Here is a 21272-nt window from a genome sequence, read left to right on the forward strand (position 1 = left end):
ATTATTTGTCGTAAAAAAATTGGGTTGTCAAATCCATTGAAGGCATCCTTTTGCATTAGAGTTTGCTAATGATAGCAAATAGGTCTGCATCTGGGGCGCTTTGTTATCAGCATTGGAATTCAAATATACGAAGGTACTGGTCTGTGTCAGATTGCCTCCATCACCAAGTATGCTTTTGTCTTCAATATATATAATTCCCGTCACCTTCCTTGTAACCTCAAAAATTGTTTCATTACCTAGATAAGTTGGTAATAGTGTATTCATGAGGTCTGATTTCCCTTTATAACCGTTAAAGAAACTATCAGAAAGATTCTCATAAAACTTTTTGTTCATTCCAGAAAATTCAGTGATTATATTGTTATACCAAGGAAACAAAACCATCACCAAGAAGAAAGGCTTATCTAAAAGGAACTTATCCGAATATTTAAACATCTGATGCAGAATATGCTTTGCATGAATCTCTGAATTGTATGAGCTTGTTGTTCCTACAATCCCTTTATCCTTGATTCTGAACAATACATTACAAACCTTACTCTGATACGTTGAATGGTTCGTTTTCAACTCAGTACATAACTCATTCAACAACTTACCGTAGTTACTTTCATAATCCCTGTAATCAGAATCTATGTCATATTCTGCTGCTATCAGATAATTAGAAACACCTGTTTTTTCTATTGCTTTTCTTATGATATCATCAAAGAGTTGCCTTGAAATATCAGCTAAACGCTTAATATCAAAATATACATCATACTCGGGTATATAGCCATCAGCATTTGTATTGCTTCTATTGGGGAATTTGGAAGCAAGTGATTGTACACCTGCAATATTCTTGTCCATCTCTATGGGCTGAGTGAGGATGTTATTTTGCAAGGTGTCAAATGCTGGTAGTTCTGCATAGGCACCCGTATAGTTAGCATTCTTTCCATTTGCCACCTCTTTCAACGTTGTTTTGAGATGGGCCAAAGAGGGCGTTCCTGAGAATTTGTTTTTCAGCCTCACCAGGCGATCCTCAAAGTTCTTTTTGAACTCATCAAAATCGCCTTTATAATTTAATGCCCCTATTATGTTATTTGACATTCGGTCATTGGGTATCTGAACGAATCCTGTTCCAAAGACTTTGTCAAGTAATTGCTGATAATGCTCCTTGTCGGTCATAGCATTAATTTATATTGCTCCCCTTTATTGGATTGCTATCTTTATATATTGTTTCAAGTCCCGCTGAAGGTATAGCTCGACAGCCGAAGGGAAAGTCAAATAAAGGAAATAGCAGAAAATGAATTTAACACCACAGATAACTATTTTATTGTATCGCAAATTCCACAGATGGTGCAGATATTATCACTTCATTGTCAGGAGACAGGCTTCTGTCATGTATGGAACCTCAGATCTGAAGTACGAGTTTTCGTAAGGTCCTTTTCGAACACGAATTGCATGGATTACACGAATTATCTATTGTCACACAGAGCAATATTATTTCATCTTACAATTATTTCAATAGGACACTCTTTGAGGGTGTTTCTTAACCCCTCCACGTCTATCATGTTTGAAGGTAGGTAGGGCTTTACGTAATAAATCCAACTTGTCATGACCCCCATCTATAGAAGGGTCGCCTTTGCCAATTTACTGCTATTTATTTTATCCACAAGACTTTGTGCAAAAGTCATGTCTGTTTCCACATTTACCAATCCACATATTTGCATACCCGTATCAGTAAATGTCATCACTTTCATGTGATAAGGATTATCTCCAACTTCCAAATTGAGGCTACATCCTTTCATTTTAAGAACAACATCCTTGTCAAAAACCACTTGACAATCACTCGAATTAAGAAATCCGCAATCCACCAAAGACTGATATTGATTCATAGGGAGAATTTCGTCTTGTAACACGAAATATGGTATATAAGCATCTTCTAACGTGTATTTACAGAGGTTCACAAACCACTCTGCTTCATGCTTCTCTAACTGCTTAAGATATGTCAGAGTTCGTTTGAAATACTTTCCAGGTGATTTAATCTCTCCAGCAAGTATCTTTGACCAGATTACTCGTATCTCATCATCAGAACAATCTTTTGCGCAATCATAGAAGTGAGCAGACCATTCATCACTTGGTAAAGTAGCAGGCAACTTTGACGGGTCAATGCCTTGGAACTCTGCCATTGCTCCTCCATATATTTCAGCAATATTATGGAGTTCGTTACGATCTCTTGAAGTTCTAGCAACATTAATCATATCCTGAGCCATTGCCTCCTTAAAAGCAATTATTGCATTCTGACTTGAACGCTCTTGCTCAATCACCATTTTTGCTCGTTCGTCCCTTTTGAACACATACGGATGCATTAAGGAACTGATGCCTTTATCAAGGCAATCAATCACTCGCTTAAGGGGCTCACTGAGTCCTGCCAAATCTTTTATGTCCATCGTAAACAATGATTTGCTTTCTTTCTCTTCTTCCCTCTCATCAATTGCCATACTCAATACTAATTATTAATATGTTCCTTTATTATTCGCTTGCACATTCCTAAGGTGTTGCATATATTGGGAAAACTAGGTTAAAAATGCAAAATAGCTTTCGCGACTGTCAGAGCAGATTCATTAGAACAAAACCCTATTGTCTCTTACGGCTTTCCATCTCCCCCACTATTCCTATCGTCAAGAGGAATAAGAATCCAACTTCAGACATTTGTTGTCTCAAAAGAATACAGAATCATAGAATTCGCGGAATGACTTACATTTCCCAGAATTATACAACGCTTCGAAGTCCGATTGATTCAACTTAAAGACTATCTCTTTAATCTCACGCCAATGCTTACTATAGCTTTTACCTACCGATTTGAAAATGTCTTCCAGTTTTGCATATGGATGAAAATATTCTGTCTGAGGATCACGATTCACATCAACGCTAGCTTTAGTTATCAAGCCATCAGCATCTAAACTACTATCTATCTTCTGAAAAACATCGCTCAAAGCCAACAACCAAGCCTCTGTCTCCATGACTGCAAATTGAACACGAATAAAGCCTGTGTTATCTAATTCTTCAAATGGTTCTTGTATATCCTTAATAAAATCCGCAATATTCTGTTGATCAAGATGTCTGCCATACAGATTGATATAACTTTCGCTATATACATCTCTTAAACCTACTACTTTATCAAAGCCTTGGTCCATATGACCTTGGAATCTTCCACGAATATCAGAAACAACCGATGTATCAGAACCCGAATCATAAATTAAGAAATAGTCAGGTGCATCATCAGCTCCGAAATCTCTAAGGTCATTTGCTGCATCCTGAGGGTCTAAGTTCAAACATTCTATCTGTACCTTCGTCCAGTCCCATTGGTATTTCTCGCCTATCAACTGATAAACAAAGCCTGCCTCAGTTATTCCTTCTACATATATGGCAACCTTCATACTTCCTTAGCTTTCTCAAGATATCTGTATATGAAGTCAGTACTAAGCATATCGAAATTATTCAGTCCCATCTTCTTAAACTTCAGGAACATATCAGGATGAGTTTTCTTACTAATGCCTGTTGTATGTTCACCATCACGCTGCAATATTACCCAGTAATCTAAATTGACTGCATTCATCAGGAAATTATCGTTTGAAGTAACAATCAACTGGATATCATGCGCCTCACAATAATCAAAGATAATCTTACTCAATTTACTAGACCTACTGAAATCAAGTCCCTCACCAAGATCATCCACAAGCAATGTCCTAGCTCCCTGCTCGGTAGAAAGGTATGCCATATAAGCAAAGATATATAACACACGAAGCATTCCATTAGATAACAGGGCTGAGTACAAAGGAGTATTCACTCCATGTTCTTTTACTATCACTATATTAAACTTATCGGAAATCTTGAAGGGTTCAATTGAGTCTATCTCATAATCCAGTTCCTTCATCTTGCTGATTACAAAATCCCTCTTTTCCTCTATTTGATAAATCTTCTCATACATATCTGAGAAATTAATCTTTTCATTAAATAGACTTGGGATTTCATAGGATTTAGTAGAAGACAATTCACTGAAAGAATAGCCTTTCAACTTCTCTGCCCACTGCATGATAGACTCAAACTCCGGATAATTCTTCGTATCCCGCTGAGATTGAACACACAACTTATTAGCTGGAGGATTTACCTCTGTATTGCCTATAAAAGCATGTTCTTTGTTTCTGGAAATAATCTTATCTGTGCCTCTATAAAGTGTTTCATCGGTGATTACATTGTCTGTATAATCGTAGCCATACGTCAAAATCGTGTTATCATCCGTCACGAACTCCACCTTACACCAATGTGAAGGAGTCGCTGCATTAACATCACCATTTAGGAATCTGACAAACAAGATAATAGCATTCAACGTCTTGGACTTGCCGACAGCATTCCTGCCGACTATCAAATTAAGATTACCAAAGGACACTTTATCAAGCGCCCAACTGTAATCACTATATTCAAACGACGTTATCTTCATTTTAAACTTTGTTACTTGTTATTTCAGTTTTCAATCTCTACAACCACACGCTTACAACGCTTGACGCGACGGATGTTATTAGGTGCAAAGATACTAATTTATTTTGAGATTTCTCTTAAAAAATAATAAAAAGTTGAAACTCCACACGGAAAAGAGGTTTTTTATTAGGTCACACAGATCACACAGATGACACAGATTATTTTCTATTCTCCCGTCACCCTTCACCACTCACCATTGACCATGATAAGGGCACACAGATAACACAGATGACACAGATTATTTCTAAGGTCGCAGGGAAGACATGTTTTTTCTTATGTCACACAGATACCACAGATAGCACAGATAACTTAAATGTCCCGCAGAAAGAAAAGAAATAAAAGAAATATTTCCATCAGACTTCAGACATCAGCCATCAGACTTCTTGCGTACAGACATTGGTTTTCCTTGTTCGCAAAATGTGATTTAGCGAACATAACGAATTGATTATAAGCTTATTAGGCTTACCAATGAGCTCATCTGCGCTTGCGGAGTCCCGAATAACCAACACAAAAGAGGGCCATCTTCCGACGGCAGAATCACCTGTTTTTAGGGTCTTGCGACCTGTTTCGGGTGCAAAGATACTAATTTATTTTGAGATTTCTCTTAAAAAATAATAAAAAGTTGAAACTCCACACGGAAAAGAGGTTTTTTATTAGGTCACACAGATATCACAGAAAGCACGGAAATATTTTTAAAGGTCACACAGATATCACAGATAACACAGATTCTATTATATCGAAAAAAAACTGGAAAAACACTTTTTGTGTTTGTAGCTCTTATAGAGCTCTAGTGATAAATGCTATGCCTTTGTCTTTAAGAACGAGTTCTTAAGCCTAAGTCCTACCAATTATCACATAACTTCGTTATTACAAACATCAAAAAGAAAAAACAACGCTTCGCTAAAAAACCTCTCTGTTCTCAGTTAATCGCAGCCTTGACTTCGTCGAGCCTGCTACCGCTCGGCAATGCCTGAGAGCGAGCTCTCGTCATTGCTCTCGCTTACTCGCAGCCTTCATGTTGACTATGTCGACATGAGACGCGACTCGGCAATGATCAAATTCATTTGTCATTGCTCTCGCTGCTCCTCATGTTTTGAGCGTGACAGGCATCCACAACCGTAATAGTATCATTGTCAATAGTGTAGGCGAAGTACCACTTGTCGGTGTTGGCCATGTGGTAGCCTTTCCACCTTGCTATCGTAGGTTTGCGCCTCAAAAGGCCATTCTCTATCTGGAACATGGCATCAACGGCAGCATCGATATTCCTGTGCATCAACCATTTAGAGTAAGTATGTCTATACTTCTTGGCCACATTATAGTAAAAAGAGCGTATCTTACGCTGAGCCAGAGGCTTAATCTTGTAACGATACTTCATCATGGCTCGGCATACACCTCTTCTATCATCTGATGCAGATCAGCACGAAAAGTCTCAAGGTCTATGGTTTCTTCTTCATCAGAAACCACATCCTTATTCTCTTCCTCTACCTCCTGCCAGATTTCACGGCACACATCATCAGGAATCAAGTCGCTCTGCGGCATCTTGCGCAACTGCTGGACATGTTCATCTACCAGCTTCTGGACCCACAAATGGATTGCCATATTGCTATCCAGCTCCGGCATCATCTCCCGCAGCACAGCCTCATCAACCTTTACACTAACTGTACACATAGTTGTTGTTTTGTTTCTTGGGTGCAAAGATAGGAAGAATTATTGATATTCGCAAATTTTGTCACACAGATATCACAGAAAGCACAGATTTTTTCTATTCCCCCGTCACCCTTCACCTTTCACCCTTAACCATGATAAGGTCACACAGATATCACAGATTACACAGATTTCTAATTGTCCCGCAGAAATGATGGAAATAAAAGAAATGTTTTAAACTAAGAAACGAATTGGAATAATTAGGAATAATTAGAATAATAATATCTTAAGGGCACACAGATGACACAGATCTCACGGATTGGGAATTATATGTTTTACCCTTACTTGTCCTCTCGGGGCTTAGCGTGTACCTGGCATATCGCCACTCCAGCCATGGCCAAGATCCCAGTGCTCGTCATACACGAACTCGAAGTACGGCAAGTGGAAGGTATCCTCAATCAACTGCGAGAGCTCCTCCTGCACAGGCTCAGCCCAATGGCCAACGAGCACAATGAACTTGTCGATATTCCAAGCCACACGCCCACGAGGAACTTGGGTATAGTCGCCCGTGAACTTAGAGGGGACATGCTTTGCCTGAGCCTTGAAGTATTCCTTCATCCAAACTTGACGATGCAAGCGAGGATAGTTAATAAAGGGCACGCCCTTCTGGGCTGCCTCCTCTACCTCGCGTGGGGTAATTTCCTTCTTGCCAACGCCAAACAGCGTGTGATCCTGAGGGTCGTACCAGAAGATGCCAATTGAGGGCATCTCCTCGTCGAACGACTTCATATCCGCCATTTGGGCCTTGCGGTCTTTATCGTTGAGTTGAGTCATAATTCTATCGTTGTTTTGGTTCTTGGGTGCAAAGATAAAAAGAATTATTGATATTCGCAAGATTTTGTCACACAGATATCACAGATAACACAGATTCTATTATATCGAAAAAAAACGGGAAAAACACTTTTTGTGTTTGTAGCTCTTATAGAGCTTAAGTGATAAATGCTATGCCTCCGTCTTTAAGAACGAGTTCTTAAGCCTAAGTCCTACCAATTATCACATAACTTCGTTATTACAAACATCAAAAAGAAAAAACCGACGGTTACGGATTATTAGAGCGGAGGATTTCTTCTATTTGCCCGGTAAGCGAAGGGATGATATTCTTGGCCACATCCCAGACAATATAATAGTTGACTCCCATATAATCATGAACAAGTCTGTCGCGCATACCCGCCATCTCACGCCAAGAAATGCTCTGCCAAGCATATTTCACATCAGCAGGAATCTTCTTCGTGGCTTCACCAATGATAGAGAGGCTACGAGTAACTGCCCGCTTCAAGGTTTCATCCCTTAAAAACTGGTCTTGCTGCATTTCAGGGGTTATCACCGAACGTATATAGAGACATTCGTCGAGGATATGCTGAAGATATGGTATATACGACTTATACATACTCTACTTCTTTAAGAATGGTCTCACCGATATAGGGGCTAAGGCCCTTCTTCGTGACAACATCAAGCTTCGTCTTGCCAAAGGCATCCTGAAGCAGGTTACAGGCATTGATATAATTGAGATATGTTTCCTCACCAGCGTTGAAGTCAATCAGAATGTCTATATCGCTCTTAGGCGTGTTCTCACCACGTACAGTGGATCCGAACAATCCCAACTGACAGACACCCACTGCCATCAGTGGCGTCTTCAATGCCAATAAACGTTTCTTAATTGTCTCTTTTTTCATATCCAAATTATTCTACTGTAGAGTCTTGCGACCTATTTCGGGTGCAAAGATAGGAAGAATTATTGATATTCGCAAAATTTTGTCACACAGATATCACAGAAAGCACAGAAATATTTAAAGGGCACACAGATAAACATGTTTTTTAAGGTCACACAGATTCCACAGATAGCACAGATTTTATTATAGCGAAAAAAACTGGAAAAACACTTTTTGTGTTTGGAGCTCCTATAGAGCTCTAGTGATAAATGCTATGCCTTTGTCTTTAAGAACGAGTTCTTAAGCCTAAGTCCTACCAATTATCACATAACTGCGTTATTCAAACATCAAAAAGAAAAAAAGAACGGGAATCATAGAAACTATGACTCCCGTGATTTATGAAGTAAAATGTTATCTTCTGCTGTTATTCTTCCTTACGAATTCCCAGCTTTCTATTCATTTTCTTTTGTTATAATAGAATAGGTTCTTCCTGGGTCGTGTAGTCCACCATAAGGCTTCACAAAACCATTATCTACCAATGTTTTTAAATGTGAACTAATTTCCAGTTACTCTCCAACTACTCTCCAACTACTCTCCAATTGAGGTGACAAAGGACAGTGCAATTAGATGTCTGAGGGATGTCTGATGAATGTCGTTAAGATGGCTGAAGGCTGATGGAAGAAGGCTGAGAGATGTCGGATGTATGATGGAAGAGGGCTGAGGGATTTGATGGAGATTCGTTTTCGAGCACGAATCTCTAAGAGAGATAATGATTATATTTTAGTCATTTACAACGTAACTCTCCACAAAACGCAAGGCATTAATGACACGAGGCGTATGGAAGGAGAGTTGGTTGTAGGTTTTATAGGCCTTGAGTTCAGAAATAGCGGCAGGGGCATCCAGGACGCCACTCTCATAAAGATTCACTACGGTGAACACTTTATCGTTGGCCACAGGACCAAATACAAGGTCATAATTGTGCTCAACACCTTTACGACTGTCAACCACAAAGTTTAGCCAGGCCTCATCGGGCCCGTGAAACTCGCGAATATTCAACTCGGGATTTGTCAGAAGACTGTCGTCCACCTCAAAAACAGACACGATTCTCCGGCCTGTCTTTGCCCTGTCTATCTTTATGGAGGTCCAGTGCTCAGCCTGCTCCTTCTGGGTAGTTGTATAGAAACCGCGGCCAAAATCTGTCTTCTTCCTGCTCTTACGAAGGCTGGGCTTGCGGACCTCAACATTTGAACCATGAAACACTAGCATCTCTTTTTTCTCCTCTGAATAAAGCGATCCAACTCGTCAATCACATAACCCGTGCCTTGTGTATGAAGAAGGTCGTAATGGTCTATCAGATAATCATCTGCATCGTAGCGCTTCAACAAGGCAAGAGCCTGAAGACCTGTAAGGCCTTTTGCCAAAGCATATTTCTCTAAGCAATAAGTATAGAACTCGAACTCCTCATGCGTCACTTTCTTACTCTCGGCATTGCGCGCTGACTCAAACTCATCGTAGAGAGCCTCGGTGCTAAGATACCACCACTTGGCTCCTTCGTCATATAACCGGTCGTACATGGGATTGGAATATATGTACACAAGGGCTTCCTCCAGAGCAATACGCTTCCTCTGGGACACATATTCTGCCAACCGCGATATCTTGATTGGAACTATCTGTTCTTCGTAAACGCCCATAATGGAGATGGATGAGAGATGTCGGATGTATGATGTGTATTCTACCCCCAACGAAAGACAACCTCATAAGTGCTGTTTAGCTTCTTGTTCCGTAGAATTCAGCGTACCATTCAGCGAAATGGCGGAGGCCCTCGCGTAAGGTGATTTTTGGCGTAAAGCCAAAATCTCTTTCCAGAGCCGTACTATCTGCATAAGTGACAGGCACGTCACCAGGTTGCATCGCAACCAATTGCTTGTGGGCCTCGAAGTCAAAGTCCTGGGGCAGCACGCCGGCACGGACAAGCTCCTCCTGAAGGATAGTAACAAAGTCGAGCAGGTTCTCGGGCTGGCCGCCACCGATGTTATAAACGGCATAGGGAGGAATGGGCAGGCCATCCTCACCCTTCTTGCGTTCAGGGGCGCCTGCCATGACACGGACAATGCCCTCAACGATATCATCTACATAGGTGAAGTCGCGGCGGCAGTTGCCATAGTTGAATATCTGGATGGTTTCGCCCTTCAACAGCTTGTTGGTAAAGCCAAAGTAGGCCATATCGGGACGACCGGCAGGGCCATAGACGGTGAAGAAGCGCAGGCCTGTAGAGGGGATGTTATACAGCTTGGAGTAGCAATGGGCCATGAGCTCGTTGCTCTTCTTGGTGGCTGCATAAAGGCTCACGGGGTTATCCACGCGGTCGTCGGTAGAGAAGGGCACCTTCTTATTGCCGCCATACACGGAGCTGCTGCTGGCGTACACCAGGTGCTCCACGCCACGATATGTCTGATGGTTGATGGCTGATGGCTGAGCATTCACATCTTCCTTCTTACATCTTACTTCATCCATCGAGTGTCTGCAGGCCTCGAGAATATTGTAGAAACCAATGAGATTGCTCTGAATGTAGGCATCGGGATTAGTGATAGAATAGCGCACACCGGCCTGGGCAGCAAGGTTTACCACCACCTGAGGCTTGTACTGGCTGAAGAGGCTGTCGACAGTCTCCTTTGAGGCGATATCGCCCTTAATGAAGACAAAAGACCCCCTCTTATCCCCCTGCTTAGGGGGAAGGTCTGAAGTCCTCCCTAAACAGGGAGGATTTAGGAGGGTCTCTATTTCCTTAAGGCGCCACTCCTTGAGGCTGACATCGTAATAATCGTTCATATTATCGATGCCAACGATGGTTGCATTATCCAGGTCCTTGAACAGGCGCTTCACCAGGTTGCTACCAATGAACCCAGCCGCCCCTGTCACAAGAATAGTTTTTCCATTCAGATTGATTCTTTCCATTTATTTTCTGTTTTTTTATTTTGCGGCCTATACTCAGCCGGCATGATTGGTTTCTTCATCGCACCTTTGACCATGATTAGGTCACACAGATATCACAGATCTCACAGATTTTATCTATTCTCCTTGACCTTCGGTCTAGTCTGCTCACGCTCGACAGAGTCGATGCAAGCATCACTCTGCACTCGCTTACTCGCAGCCTTCACCACTCACCATTGACCTTCGGTCTAGTCTGCTCACGCTCGACATAGCTCAAACAAGTTTGGCTCTGTTCTCGCTTACTCGCAGCCTTCACCTTTCAACTAGAAAGTTACCTCGTACCCGGGACCCCAGTCGGTGTTGAGCTTGATTCCGAAGGAAGAGGAGCCAGGGGTGAAGAGCTTGCCAGACACTATGGTGATATTGTTGCGCTTGAAGGGCACATCCTTCACTACCTTGGTGAAGAGCACATTATCACCGGCATCGAGCACTTCGATGGTGATATCAATCCTTTCTTCCTCATCATCAGCACTGGCCAGGAGTGGGCAACTATTGACCTTGATAGTGCTACCCACAGCCGCAGAAGGCGAGTTGGTCTGCCAGAAACCTGTGTTGCTAGTGGCCAGTCCTGTGGTAGGATTAAAGCTCTTGCCACCCTTAGAGTAGGTAGTGCGAATCTTAGAGATTCCTGCCGGACGACCATCAGTAGACTGGATGGTGAGCATGGCAGTGATACGGTCGAGGGTGACATCGAAGTCCAACGGAGAAGTGTTGGTCACTGTGATGCTCTGTACCTTGCAGAGGGTTTCTCTCGGACGCTCACTGGTATAGGCTGCCTCTGTAGGGCTGGTGAGTATAAACCCATCGCCATCGTAATACCCACGACCGATGGCCACCATCGTATAATGGCCTACGGGCAGATTGCAAGTAAACTCACCAAAGGTGGTATAGGTGCCTCCATCGGCCTTATATTGTGTCTTAGAATACGTTATGGAACCTGCTGCATCAAAAAACACCAGGTCGATAGCCCCTACCCCTTGGTAACTGGCGGGATCATCAGCAGCACGCGTTGTGCCGCCTTCAGCGGCCAGACTCTCCATCACGATGGAGAAATCATTGACATGAACCGTAACTGGGGCAGTGACATCACTGCCTTCAACGGGTTTTTCTACTTCATCATCATTACAATCGTTGCTGCAAGCAGCAGCCAGCAGTGCAAAAACTGCCACGAAAATTGTCTTTTTCATTGTTAGTTTGGTTATTATTTATTATTGACTAATATCATGATTTTTCACTCATTTTCTGAAACTGGTCGGTTATGACATAACTATTTCTTGTCCGCGTAAATACTATTACCGAACGTAACACATTGATTCTAAGCTTATTAGGCTTATCAATTAGATCATCTGCACCTGCGGAGTCCCGAATAACCAACACAAAAGCATGCCATCTTCCGACGGCAGAATCACCTGTTTTTAGGGTCTTGCGACCTGTTTCGGGTGCAAAGATACTAATTTATTTTGAGATTTCTCTTAAAAAAAACAAAAATTTGAAACTCCACACGGAAAACACGGAAAGCACAGATATTTTTCTATTCTCCCGTCACCCTTCACCACTCACCCTTCACCATTGACCATGATAAGGTCACACAGATATCACAGATAACACAGATATATTTTTAAAACCACGAATTTCTTGCGTCCCGATGGTAGCAAGAATCGCACGAGATTTGTCGAAGACCCCCGAGTGCTCGCAGTAATGACACGAATATTAATGGAAAATTAATGGCTATATTAACGGGAATTATATGTTTTACCCTTACTTGTCCTCTCGGGGCTTAGCGTGTACCTGGCATATCGCCACTCCAGCCATGGATTGAATAGATTAGCCCTCCTAGGCGGAAGCCGTTCCTCCCAATTCAATGGGAGGACACTCCGCATACACGAACTCGAAGTACGGCAAGTGGAAGGTATCCTCGATCAACTGCGAGAGCTCCTCCTGCACAGGCTCAGCCCAATGGCCAACGAGCACAATGAACTTGTCGATATTCCAAGCCACACGCCCACGAGGAACTTGGGTATAGTCGCCCGTGAACTTAGAGGGGACATGCTTTGCCTGAGCCTTGAAGTATTCCTTCATCCAAACTTGACGATGCAAGCGAGGATAGTTAATAAAGGGCACGCCCTTCTGGGCTGCCTCCTCTACCTCGCGTGGGGTAATTTCCTTCTTGCCAACGCCAAACAGCGTGTGATCCTGAGGGTCGTACCAGAAGATGCCAATTGAGGGCATCTCCTCGTCGAACGACTTCATATCCGCCATTTGGGCCTTGCGGTCTTTATCGTTGAGTTGAGTCATAATTCTATCGTTGTTTTGGTTCTTGGGTGCAAAGATAGGAAGAATTATTGATATTCGCAAAATTTTGTCACACAGATATCACAGATCTCACAGATTTTTTCTATTCTCCCGTCACCCTTCACCCTTCACCCTTCACCTGTCACCCTTCACCTGTCACCCTTCACCTTTCACCTTTCACCCTTCACCCTTCACCCTTCACCTGTCACCCTTCACCTTTCACCTTTCACCTTTCACCTTTTTGGCTTTAAGTTCCTTGACCTTTTTGAGGAGCTGGCGGATGATGTCGGGACAGTCGTCGGGATGGGACTTGCGATAGCGCTTAACGGCATCACGGAAAATGGGGTTGCGCGTGACCACAAAGAGCACTAACATGAGATAGGCATCGGTAGCTGATGCGGCCTCAGTATTCTCGCCAAGCCACTCACGGAGCTGAGAGGTATAGGCATCGCGAGCTTCTGCATCGTGGAGGAGATAGGCACAGAGGAGCATCAGGGCCGTGAAGCGCTTCTGGTCGTCAGGATTGTCAATCGAGATCTCGGAATAGCCATACATACGCGTGACACGGGAGGTGTCACGATGGGCTTCCAACTCAGAGACCTTGCGACAGTACTTATTATCGAGGATCTCGACCATCTCCTTCTCGAAGTTCTTCAGGAGGTTGCCACTGAGCAGGCGCTCCTTGCTGGCATCATCGAAGATGACATCGCCCTCCTTCACATCGGTGAAGTTGACACTCCACTGGTTGTCGGCAATATCGATGCGCACCGTCATATTGAGCTTGCCCTTCTTGACAGCCATCTTGGTGATGGTGCCTTTCTTGCCCACCCAGGGCGCCATCTGCACACAGACGGTATCACCCACAGTCATCTCGTCGATGGCATGACCAAAGAAGAACTTCAGCTGGCGACTCTGGATGGTCTCGCGCAACAGCTGCATCTCGGAGGAGGACACCTTGATGGGCTGGCCCTCATGATTGCGATAGTGATACATACGCAAACGCGCACCACGGTTCCAGTCGGAATCGACGATACTACGGATGTGCTCCTCGGTGGCATGGATAAACACGAAGTTATGGAGCTCATTACGGATGGCCTGGTCATCGGGCAGACGTTGCATCATCAAAAACGGAATGAAGTACTCCACCGGCTCAGCGTCAGCGCCAAGCAGGGAAGCCTCGTTCTCCTTCTGCAACATGATGTCGATGAGCTGGGGCTTCAAGTGGAGCATCACGTACCACGATTTAATATTTTCGCACACAGATATTATTTTTTAATGTCACACAGATATCACAGATAGCACAGATTATTTTCTATTCTCCCTTCACCCTTCACCATTCACCTTTCACCATGATAATGTCACACAGATATCACAGATAGCACAGATTTATTTTCTATTCTCCCTTCACCCTTCACCCTTCACCTTTCACCTAGAACGTGTAGTGTATATCACCTTCCCAGTCGGTGTCGACATCGATGGTGGAGGAGAGGGTCTGGGCGTTGGAGTCAGAGAAATAGGGACCGGAGAACCAGGAGATCTGGTTCTGGATCATGGGGATGTCGAACTCTTTCTCGTGGAGGATATTCGTATTGGCATCATACGCTGTCACCGTGAGATGGATAGTGCCTGTGGTGTCGTGCAGGAACGTGTACAGGTCGAACTGTTTCTTGCCCGCAGAGGCACTGAACTCAAGCGTCTGGGTGCTGTTGACACTGCCAAAGCCCGTAGCTGCATTGAAGGCACCACTGCCGCCCTTATACTGGAAGCGTAAGGTGGATACGTTCTGAGGATAATCGTCGGTGATGACAAAACGACAGAGCGACACATTGCGATGAAGGGTCACAGAGAGGTTCTGAGTGGTATCGCCAATAGTCACCTCCTGATAGTAATAGAAGGTATCGGTATAGCCTGTAGCATTGGTGAACTGAACCTTGGCGGGGTCAGTCATCGTGGGGTTACCACTGGCGCTATGACCCACGACCAACACCTTATAGGTGCCCTTGGCGAGCTGGAAGGAGGCCTTGCCGAAATCGGCTTCGGCAGAGGTCTGGTTGACCTGCTTGACACGAGAGCCTTCCTCGTCGTAAACGGCAAAGTTCAGGCGTGTGCAGGCATCAGCAGCAGGGGTACGGGAGATGGCAGAGAAAGGCGTCTGCTCCAGTTGGAACACACTCACCACGAGATTGGCCTCTGCGTCCTGCCCTTTCTTTCCGGCTTCGAACTCCGGTTTCTCACAGCCTAACAGGAGAAGGGCGAGAAGACAACAAGAAATGAGTTTTTTCATCACTGTATTTTACTTTAAGATTTTCTTTCCTTGCGAAAGATAGAGGCCCTTGGAAGGGTGAGACACCTGACGGCCCTGGAGGTCATAGACCACCAGGGACTGGGAGGTTTTTAGTGTGGTCACAGGCTGAATGGCCGTGACATCAGCCTCAGCCTGGATGCCTACTTCAGCAGCAGAGGTCCATGCCTTGCCGTTGATCTCGCTCTTAGCCACGAACTTCAGGTAACGCGCCACCTTGGGGGTCCTGAGCTTAGCCACCTGCAGAGAGGTGGTGTTCTTGAACTCACCCGAAGCCACTGCCGTACCCCAGGTCTGACCATCGGTACTGAGATAGACCTCATAGGCCTTGACCATACCATTCTGAGAGCCATCCTGACGAGCCAGATAGGTAAAGGCTGTGACCTTATAAAGGGCTGACATATCGACAATCAGGGTGTGTGGACACTGGGGCTCACTGCCCTGATACTCCGTGTGCCAGAACGTGTTGTTCTTGCCATCGAAGGCCAGCTTCGCCTCGTTGCCACTATGTTGGCTGTCAGCACTGACCAGTTTCCAGGCGCTCTTGTTGACATAATAGTCGAACTCATAGGTTGCCACAGGACTGGGCAGCAGACCATCGGCTGTGCAATAGGTTTGGATGGTGCAGGCATCAACATGATTAATCAGCGTTGAGTATTTCTGATACTCGCCACCATCGATGCTGTAATAGATCTCAGCATTCTTGGTGGGAGTGGTCATCTTGATGCGACCATTGGACTGACGCTCAACCTGCACGTACGAGCACATGGGGAGCTCGTAACGAGCGAGGGAAGATGTCTGATGTAAGATGGAAGATGTAAGAGGTCGGAGGAAGAAACGGAAAGAGGTGGGAGCCATGCGGAGCTCATAGCGCTCGAGGACCTCAGGACCACAGCTGGCATTACCCAAGCCACGGGTAGCAGCATCGAGAGACACCACGGTGGTGTTACAGGTCTTGAACTGATAGGTGTGCTTAGAACGATTACCACGATCGGTATAGTTATCCTCTGCACGGAAATGAACAGCAGAGGCTGCCATCTGGTCGGGGGCTACAAAGAGCATACCCGTGCCCTCATCATTGGTGACAGAGAGCCAACGCACCTCTTGTTTGGTGCCATGTTCCTGCGGCAGGATATAATCCTCGCGCTGGGCTGTCACTGTGCTCTGCCAGATACCAGGCAGACAGGCTTCCTTACGGTCGCGATAGCTATCCCACGGACCACGACCAAACCATGCAAGCTGTTCCATGCCAGCGGGCATCTCCAAGCGGAAGCCCATCTTGGGGATGATAGCACCCTCGGTAGAGGGACGAATCATCGCGTTGACCATCAACGTACCATCAGCACACACCACAAAGCCCAGGGTGACTGCAAACGACACGCCATTCTTACCGGTATGGGTGCTGTTCATGGTGAGGGTCACCGTCTTCTTATCGTCAGCCGTCTGCACATCTGTGCCTGTGCCTTTGACGGTAAGTTTACGCAGGCCCATATTATCCCAGCTGCCACTCTGATGGCCATCATTATCGGTTGGCAAACGGAAGACATTGAGCAACAGGGGTTTGCTGACCAGCTGCACATCATGATAGGTATAGCTGGAGAGGGTGCCCTGCGTCTTGCTGAACACCGCCTTGAACTGGCCATTGGAGATGGTTACTGAGGAAGTGTTCTCTGCGACCTCCAGGTTCTCGCAGCTGCTCAGGGCTGACAGGTCGTACATAGGCTTCTCGGCAGTCTGGATAGGGAGTTTCTCCTCGGCTACGATGTAGCCGGCTTCAGACCAGAGAGTGGGTTCTTTCTGAGAAGCTACGAAATGGAGGAAAAATTCTTTTTCAGGTGAAGGGTGAAGGGTGACAGGTGAAAGGTCGATAGTGATAGTTGTACTATCATTGGGGGCGACCTCCTGATCGATGGGGACTGTGGCAAGGACGGTGCCTTCCTCATCCTCGATGGTATAACGCACATCATAGGTGGTGCTGGGCAGGAAAGCCATCTTGTTCTTATAGCGGAACTGATTGGTCTTGCCCTTGATGGCCTTAAACTCCAGGGGCTGATAGACCTTCTTGGTGTTATACGACTTAGCCGTGAGGCTCCAGTCGGGACGTACCAAACCATTGATGCAGAAGTTACCATCGTTGGGATTATCACCAAAGTCGCCACCATAGGCCCAATACTCCTGACCAGAAGAGGTCTTGGTGAGCAGACCCTGGTCCTTGAAGTCCCAGATGAACTCACCCGTGAGACAGGTATATTTCTCGTAGAGGTCAAACATATCGCGCACATTACCCATGGAGTTGCCCATAGAGTGAGAGTTCTCGCACTGGATATGGGGGCGCTGACCACTCTTGCCCTGACGCTGTGAGCCTATCATATTGATATAGTCCCAGCTGCCATACATCGAAGAGGAGACATCAGCATAGTCGCTATTGCCCTCATAATGCGTCAGGCGCGTCTTATCGAGCGCCTTGATGGCCTGCGCCACATATTTGAAGTTCTCGCCACCGCCACTCTCGTTGCCAAACGACCAGATGAAGATACAGGGGTGATTGCGCATCCAACGTACATGGTTCTCGGAACGCTCTACCATGGCATTGCGGAAGAGCTGGACAGAGGAGAGCTTCTGATAGGCATGACACTCCACATCAGCCTCGGCCAGCACATAGAGGCCGTACTTATCGCAGAGATCATAGAAGATAGGATCATTGGGATAGTGACTGGTGCGCACTGCATTGATATTGAGGCGCTTCATGGTCTTGATATCCTCTTCAATCTCAGCATCAGTGATGGCACGACCATTCACAGGAGAAAAATCATGGCGGTTGACACCATGGAACACCATGCGCTTGCCATTGATAATCAGCGCACCATCGCTACGGATGCCCACCTCACGGAAGCCCACCTTACCACCACGGATATCCTTGACATGGCCCTCGGCATCCTTGAGCGTCAGGATGAGATCGTAGAGATATGGAGATTCAGCGGACCACAAATGTGGTGCGCTGACCTCCAAGGTGAAAGGTGAAAGGTGAGAGGTGAAAGGTGAGGATTCTGATTTGAGAGGTGAAAGGTGAGAGGTGAGAGGTGAGGTTTGAGAGGCGATAACTGTGGCGCCATCGAGGATTTTGGCCTCGAGGGTCATGCCATCAGTGATGGCACCCTCAATGGTGCACTGCACAGAGGCAGTGGCATTGACATACTGGTTATCGAGATCGGTAGTGAAGAAATAATCTCGGATCTGGACCTTGGGGGCTGCCCACAGGAAACAGTGACGCTGGATACCCGTGAGGCGCCAGTAGTCCTGACACTCAAGGAAAGAGCCACTGGTGAAGCGATAGACCTGGAGGGCCATGACGTTCTCGCCCACTGTGAGATAATCGGTAATATTAAACTCGGCCGGCACATAAGAGTCCTCGCTATAGCCCACACGCTGTCCGTTGACCCAGAGATAGAAGCCATGCCCTACCCCATTGAAGCGCACATAGACATCATGGTCGGTGAGCATCTCAGCAGACACGTTGAATGTCTTGCGATAGGTGCCTACCGGATTGGGCATGCTGCTGTTGTACTGGAACCAATCGGGGCGACTGGCCATGACACTATACGTGGACTCGTTGAACGAGAAGGGATAGGCCACATTACAATAGAGGGGCTTATCCCATGACTTGTTGTGGTGCAAGCCCCACACCTGCCAGCTGCTGGGCACATCGATATCGGTCCAGGAGGCATCGTCATAGTCCTTGGCGCACATGGCTGCCGTGGCTTTTGTGGGTGTGTTGACCCAATAGAACTTCCACACGCCATCGAGCGACTGATAGTATGGCGAGAGCTTAGGATTGTTCTGCTGTACATCAGCCTCGCTGGCCATGGGCAGTGCCACGGTGTGTGACACCTCACGATTGACACTGGTAATGGCAGGGTCGTCCCACTCCTTACCCGTTTGTGCATAAGTGGCACTGAGGGATGTCAGTGCCACTATGCCAAGAATATTTCTTCTTAGATTCATGCGTTGCGGTATTATTTAAACGGCAAGTACCAGTTCTTCTTGTCTGTCAGGTCCTTCTTAGGGTTCTTGTAAGCCAGCTTACGGGCCAGCCAACGTGAACCGAAGTCAGCACCATAGAGGCCAGCCTCGTTCTTATGGAGCGCCATACGAGTGAGGTCACCAAAACGATTGCCTTCGAAGGCCAGCTCGAGGGCCATCTCATCACAGATGATATCCTCCATGGCATTGATGGTATCGTTGAGATTGCCTGTGGGCGTGATGCCAAAGGCCGTCTTGAACTCGTTGAGCTTCACAGTGACCAGAGAGTCCATCTGATAAGGTGAGAAAGCACCCTGGGTGTAGTTGGTACCACGGCTGTGGATACCCCAGTTGTTGTCGAAGACAGCACTGTTCTCGGTGGACAGGAAGGGCACCTTGGTGGTGAGGAACTCGAGCGTTCCCATACGACCATCGTAGTTGCTGGGATGGAAATAGTTATACGTGGCTGCAGGGTCATCCTTGATACCATCCTTCAGGATGGCAAAGGCAGCCTCAGGCTGTTCCATACGGTTCAGGGCCTCTGCCAGACGCAGATAGATAGTGGCTGTGCGATAGATGGGCACGTTGGCACTGAAGAACTTGGTCATGACAGAGAAGATAGAGTCTTCCTTGGAGACCTGCTTCATGGTGACATACTGGCGCATATCGCCCAGCTCCAGCGTCTTCACGATATCTGTTGCCGTGCTTGGCATGTAATACCACAGCTGCTGTTTGTTGAGCTGGGTATAGGTCTTAGAGGCATCAATCTGACGTTCTACGAGATAACGATCATTCGTTGATGTCACATTGGTGTTGTAGAAGTCATAACCGAAATAACGAGGCAGCTCTGTGACCTCACCACGGAACTTATTAGAAGCCAGGGGGATGTAGGTCACGATATCCTGCGGGCTGGACATGCTGAAGATGTTGCTCCAGTCGAAGCGGCTCTCGTCATTGGCATTACGGTATAACTCAATATCCTTGGGCAGTGTCTCCCTGTCAATCTGACTGAAGTCACCAGGATAGAGATAAGCCTGATGGATGACCAGCTTGTTCATCAAGATATAGTTGAAGTAATACTGGGCAGCAAGGGCATACTGATGGGTCTCGAGGAACAGGTCGCCCAGCACTGCATCGACAGGCAGCATAGCCTTGGATGAGTTGATGGTCTTACCCTTACCATCATCGATATTGCCATAGGCAGGCACAGGTGTGCCACTGTACTTCATCATCTCGGGAGACAGCTCATCGCAGATGCCCTGGAGGTCCTTGGTGGGCAGGTTACGATTAGCATCGCCAATGCTCACCAGCGGGTCGGTATAGAAAGGTACCTCGCCATAGGTCTTGGCCAACTGCATATAAGCCCAGGCACGTACTGCCAGCGCCTCCACATACTCGGGGATGGCCACCTTACGGCTACCAGTGAGCAGTGTGGTGTCACGATGGGCAATGTAGTAGTTACAGTTGTTGATGACACGGTAGTACAGATAGGCCGAGTCGTACTTGTTGGTGACATCAGCTGAGAAGTCAGCCAAGTCGAGCAGGTCGGCCTCTGTATAGGCATTGGTAGCCACCAGGTCGCCTCGCATCTCACCAGTGAGCACATACTGGTCGGCAGCCTGCTGTAAGCCCTTGAGGATGCCCAACGTATAGAACATAGAGTCGGTCTTCTGGTCGAGAGCAGGGTCAAAGATCTGACGGTCAGACTCTGTCTCGAACATATCCTCACAACTACTTAGCAAAGGTAAAAGGGTAAAAAGGCAAAGAGGTAAAAGCAACTTCACCAAACCCTTCTCCTTATTGAA

At 46.1% G+C, this 21272-nt stretch carries 18 protein-coding genes; all 18 read right to left on the bottom strand.

Going from position 1 to position 21272, the window contains the following annotated elements; translation table 11 throughout:
- Positions 1-27: 27 nt before the first annotated feature.
- Positions 28-1155 carry a hypothetical protein gene (locus tag Q0R57_RS00305; RefSeq protein WP_294742692.1) on the bottom strand — a complete coding sequence of 376 codons (1128 nt, stop codon included), beginning with the start codon at positions 1153-1155 and terminating at the stop codon, positions 28-30.
- A gap of 440 nt (positions 1156-1595) precedes the next feature.
- Positions 1596-2471, bottom strand: coding sequence for a DUF2806 domain-containing protein (locus Q0R57_RS00310; RefSeq protein ID WP_294742695.1), 876 nt, complete (start codon positions 2469-2471; stop codon positions 1596-1598).
- Positions 2472-2690: 219 nt separating this feature from the next.
- Entirely contained in the window at positions 2691-3410 is a 720-nt protein-coding gene (locus Q0R57_RS00315) for a hypothetical protein (RefSeq protein WP_294742696.1), read from the bottom strand.
- Complete coding sequence (locus Q0R57_RS00320; protein WP_294742698.1) at positions 3407-4471, bottom strand: AAA family ATPase; 1065 nt, start codon at positions 4469-4471, stop codon at positions 3407-3409. The genes Q0R57_RS00315 and Q0R57_RS00320 overlap by 4 nt, the downstream gene beginning before the upstream one ends.
- Positions 4472-5569: 1098 nt before the next feature.
- Positions 5570-5887, bottom strand: a complete 318-nt coding sequence (locus Q0R57_RS00325; protein WP_294742702.1) for a hypothetical protein — start codon at positions 5885-5887, stop codon at positions 5570-5572.
- A complete protein-coding gene (locus tag Q0R57_RS00330; protein WP_294742705.1) occupies positions 5884-6177 on the bottom strand; it encodes a hypothetical protein in 294 nt (97 codons plus the stop codon). The genes Q0R57_RS00325 and Q0R57_RS00330 overlap by 4 nt, the downstream gene beginning before the upstream one ends.
- Positions 6178-6513: 336 nt before the next feature.
- Entirely contained in the window at positions 6514-6987 is a 474-nt protein-coding gene (locus Q0R57_RS00335) for a hypothetical protein (RefSeq protein WP_294742707.1), read from the bottom strand.
- A 265-nt stretch (positions 6988-7252) separates the two neighbouring features.
- Positions 7253-7600 (bottom strand): DUF86 domain-containing protein, encoded by a 348-nt coding sequence (locus Q0R57_RS00340; protein ID WP_294742710.1) that lies wholly within the window; start codon positions 7598-7600, stop codon positions 7253-7255.
- The gene (locus Q0R57_RS00345) at positions 7593-7886 is read right to left on the bottom strand and encodes a nucleotidyltransferase family protein (protein ID WP_294742713.1); all 294 of its coding nucleotides are present in this window, start codon (positions 7884-7886) and stop codon (positions 7593-7595) included. The genes Q0R57_RS00340 and Q0R57_RS00345 overlap by 8 nt, the downstream gene beginning before the upstream one ends.
- Positions 7887-8642: 756 nt before the next feature.
- The gene (locus Q0R57_RS00350; protein ID WP_294742715.1) at positions 8643-9128 is read right to left on the bottom strand and encodes a DUF3990 domain-containing protein; all 486 of its coding nucleotides are present in this window, start codon (positions 9126-9128) and stop codon (positions 8643-8645) included.
- A complete protein-coding gene (locus tag Q0R57_RS00355; protein ID WP_294742717.1) occupies positions 9122-9553 on the bottom strand; it encodes a DUF3791 domain-containing protein in 432 nt (143 codons plus the stop codon). The genes Q0R57_RS00350 and Q0R57_RS00355 overlap by 7 nt, the downstream gene beginning before the upstream one ends.
- 76 nt (positions 9554-9629) lie before the next feature.
- Positions 9630-10817, bottom strand: coding sequence for an NAD-dependent epimerase/dehydratase family protein (locus tag Q0R57_RS00360; protein WP_294742719.1), 1188 nt, complete (start codon positions 10815-10817; stop codon positions 9630-9632).
- Positions 10818-11116: 299 nt separating this feature from the next.
- Positions 11117-12040 carry a FimB/Mfa2 family fimbrial subunit gene (locus Q0R57_RS00365; RefSeq protein ID WP_294742722.1) on the bottom strand — a complete coding sequence of 308 codons (924 nt, stop codon included), beginning with the start codon at positions 12038-12040 and terminating at the stop codon, positions 11117-11119.
- Positions 12041-12686: 646 nt separating this feature from the next.
- Positions 12687-13148: a hypothetical protein gene (locus tag Q0R57_RS00370; protein WP_294742725.1), complete on the bottom strand. Its 462-nt coding sequence runs from the start codon at positions 13146-13148 to the stop codon at positions 12687-12689.
- A gap of 216 nt (positions 13149-13364) precedes the next feature.
- Positions 13365-14405: a hypothetical protein gene (locus Q0R57_RS00375; RefSeq protein WP_294742727.1), complete on the bottom strand. Its 1041-nt coding sequence runs from the start codon at positions 14403-14405 to the stop codon at positions 13365-13367.
- 169 nt (positions 14406-14574) lie between these two features.
- A complete protein-coding gene (locus Q0R57_RS00380) occupies positions 14575-15429 on the bottom strand; it encodes a hypothetical protein (protein ID WP_294742730.1) in 855 nt (284 codons plus the stop codon).
- A 9-nt stretch (positions 15430-15438) separates the two neighbouring features.
- A complete protein-coding gene (locus Q0R57_RS00385) occupies positions 15439-19449 on the bottom strand; it encodes a glycoside hydrolase family 2 TIM barrel-domain containing protein (RefSeq protein WP_294742733.1) in 4011 nt (1336 codons plus the stop codon).
- Between the two features lie 11 nt (positions 19450-19460).
- A complete protein-coding gene (locus Q0R57_RS00390) occupies positions 19461-21188 on the bottom strand; it encodes a RagB/SusD family nutrient uptake outer membrane protein (RefSeq protein WP_294742735.1) in 1728 nt (575 codons plus the stop codon).
- Positions 21189-21272 lie beyond the last annotated feature (84 nt).

Origin of the sequence: uncultured Prevotella sp. (assembly GCF_946407605.1) — a bacterium.
Classification (GTDB): domain Bacteria; phylum Bacteroidota; class Bacteroidia; order Bacteroidales; family Bacteroidaceae; genus Prevotella.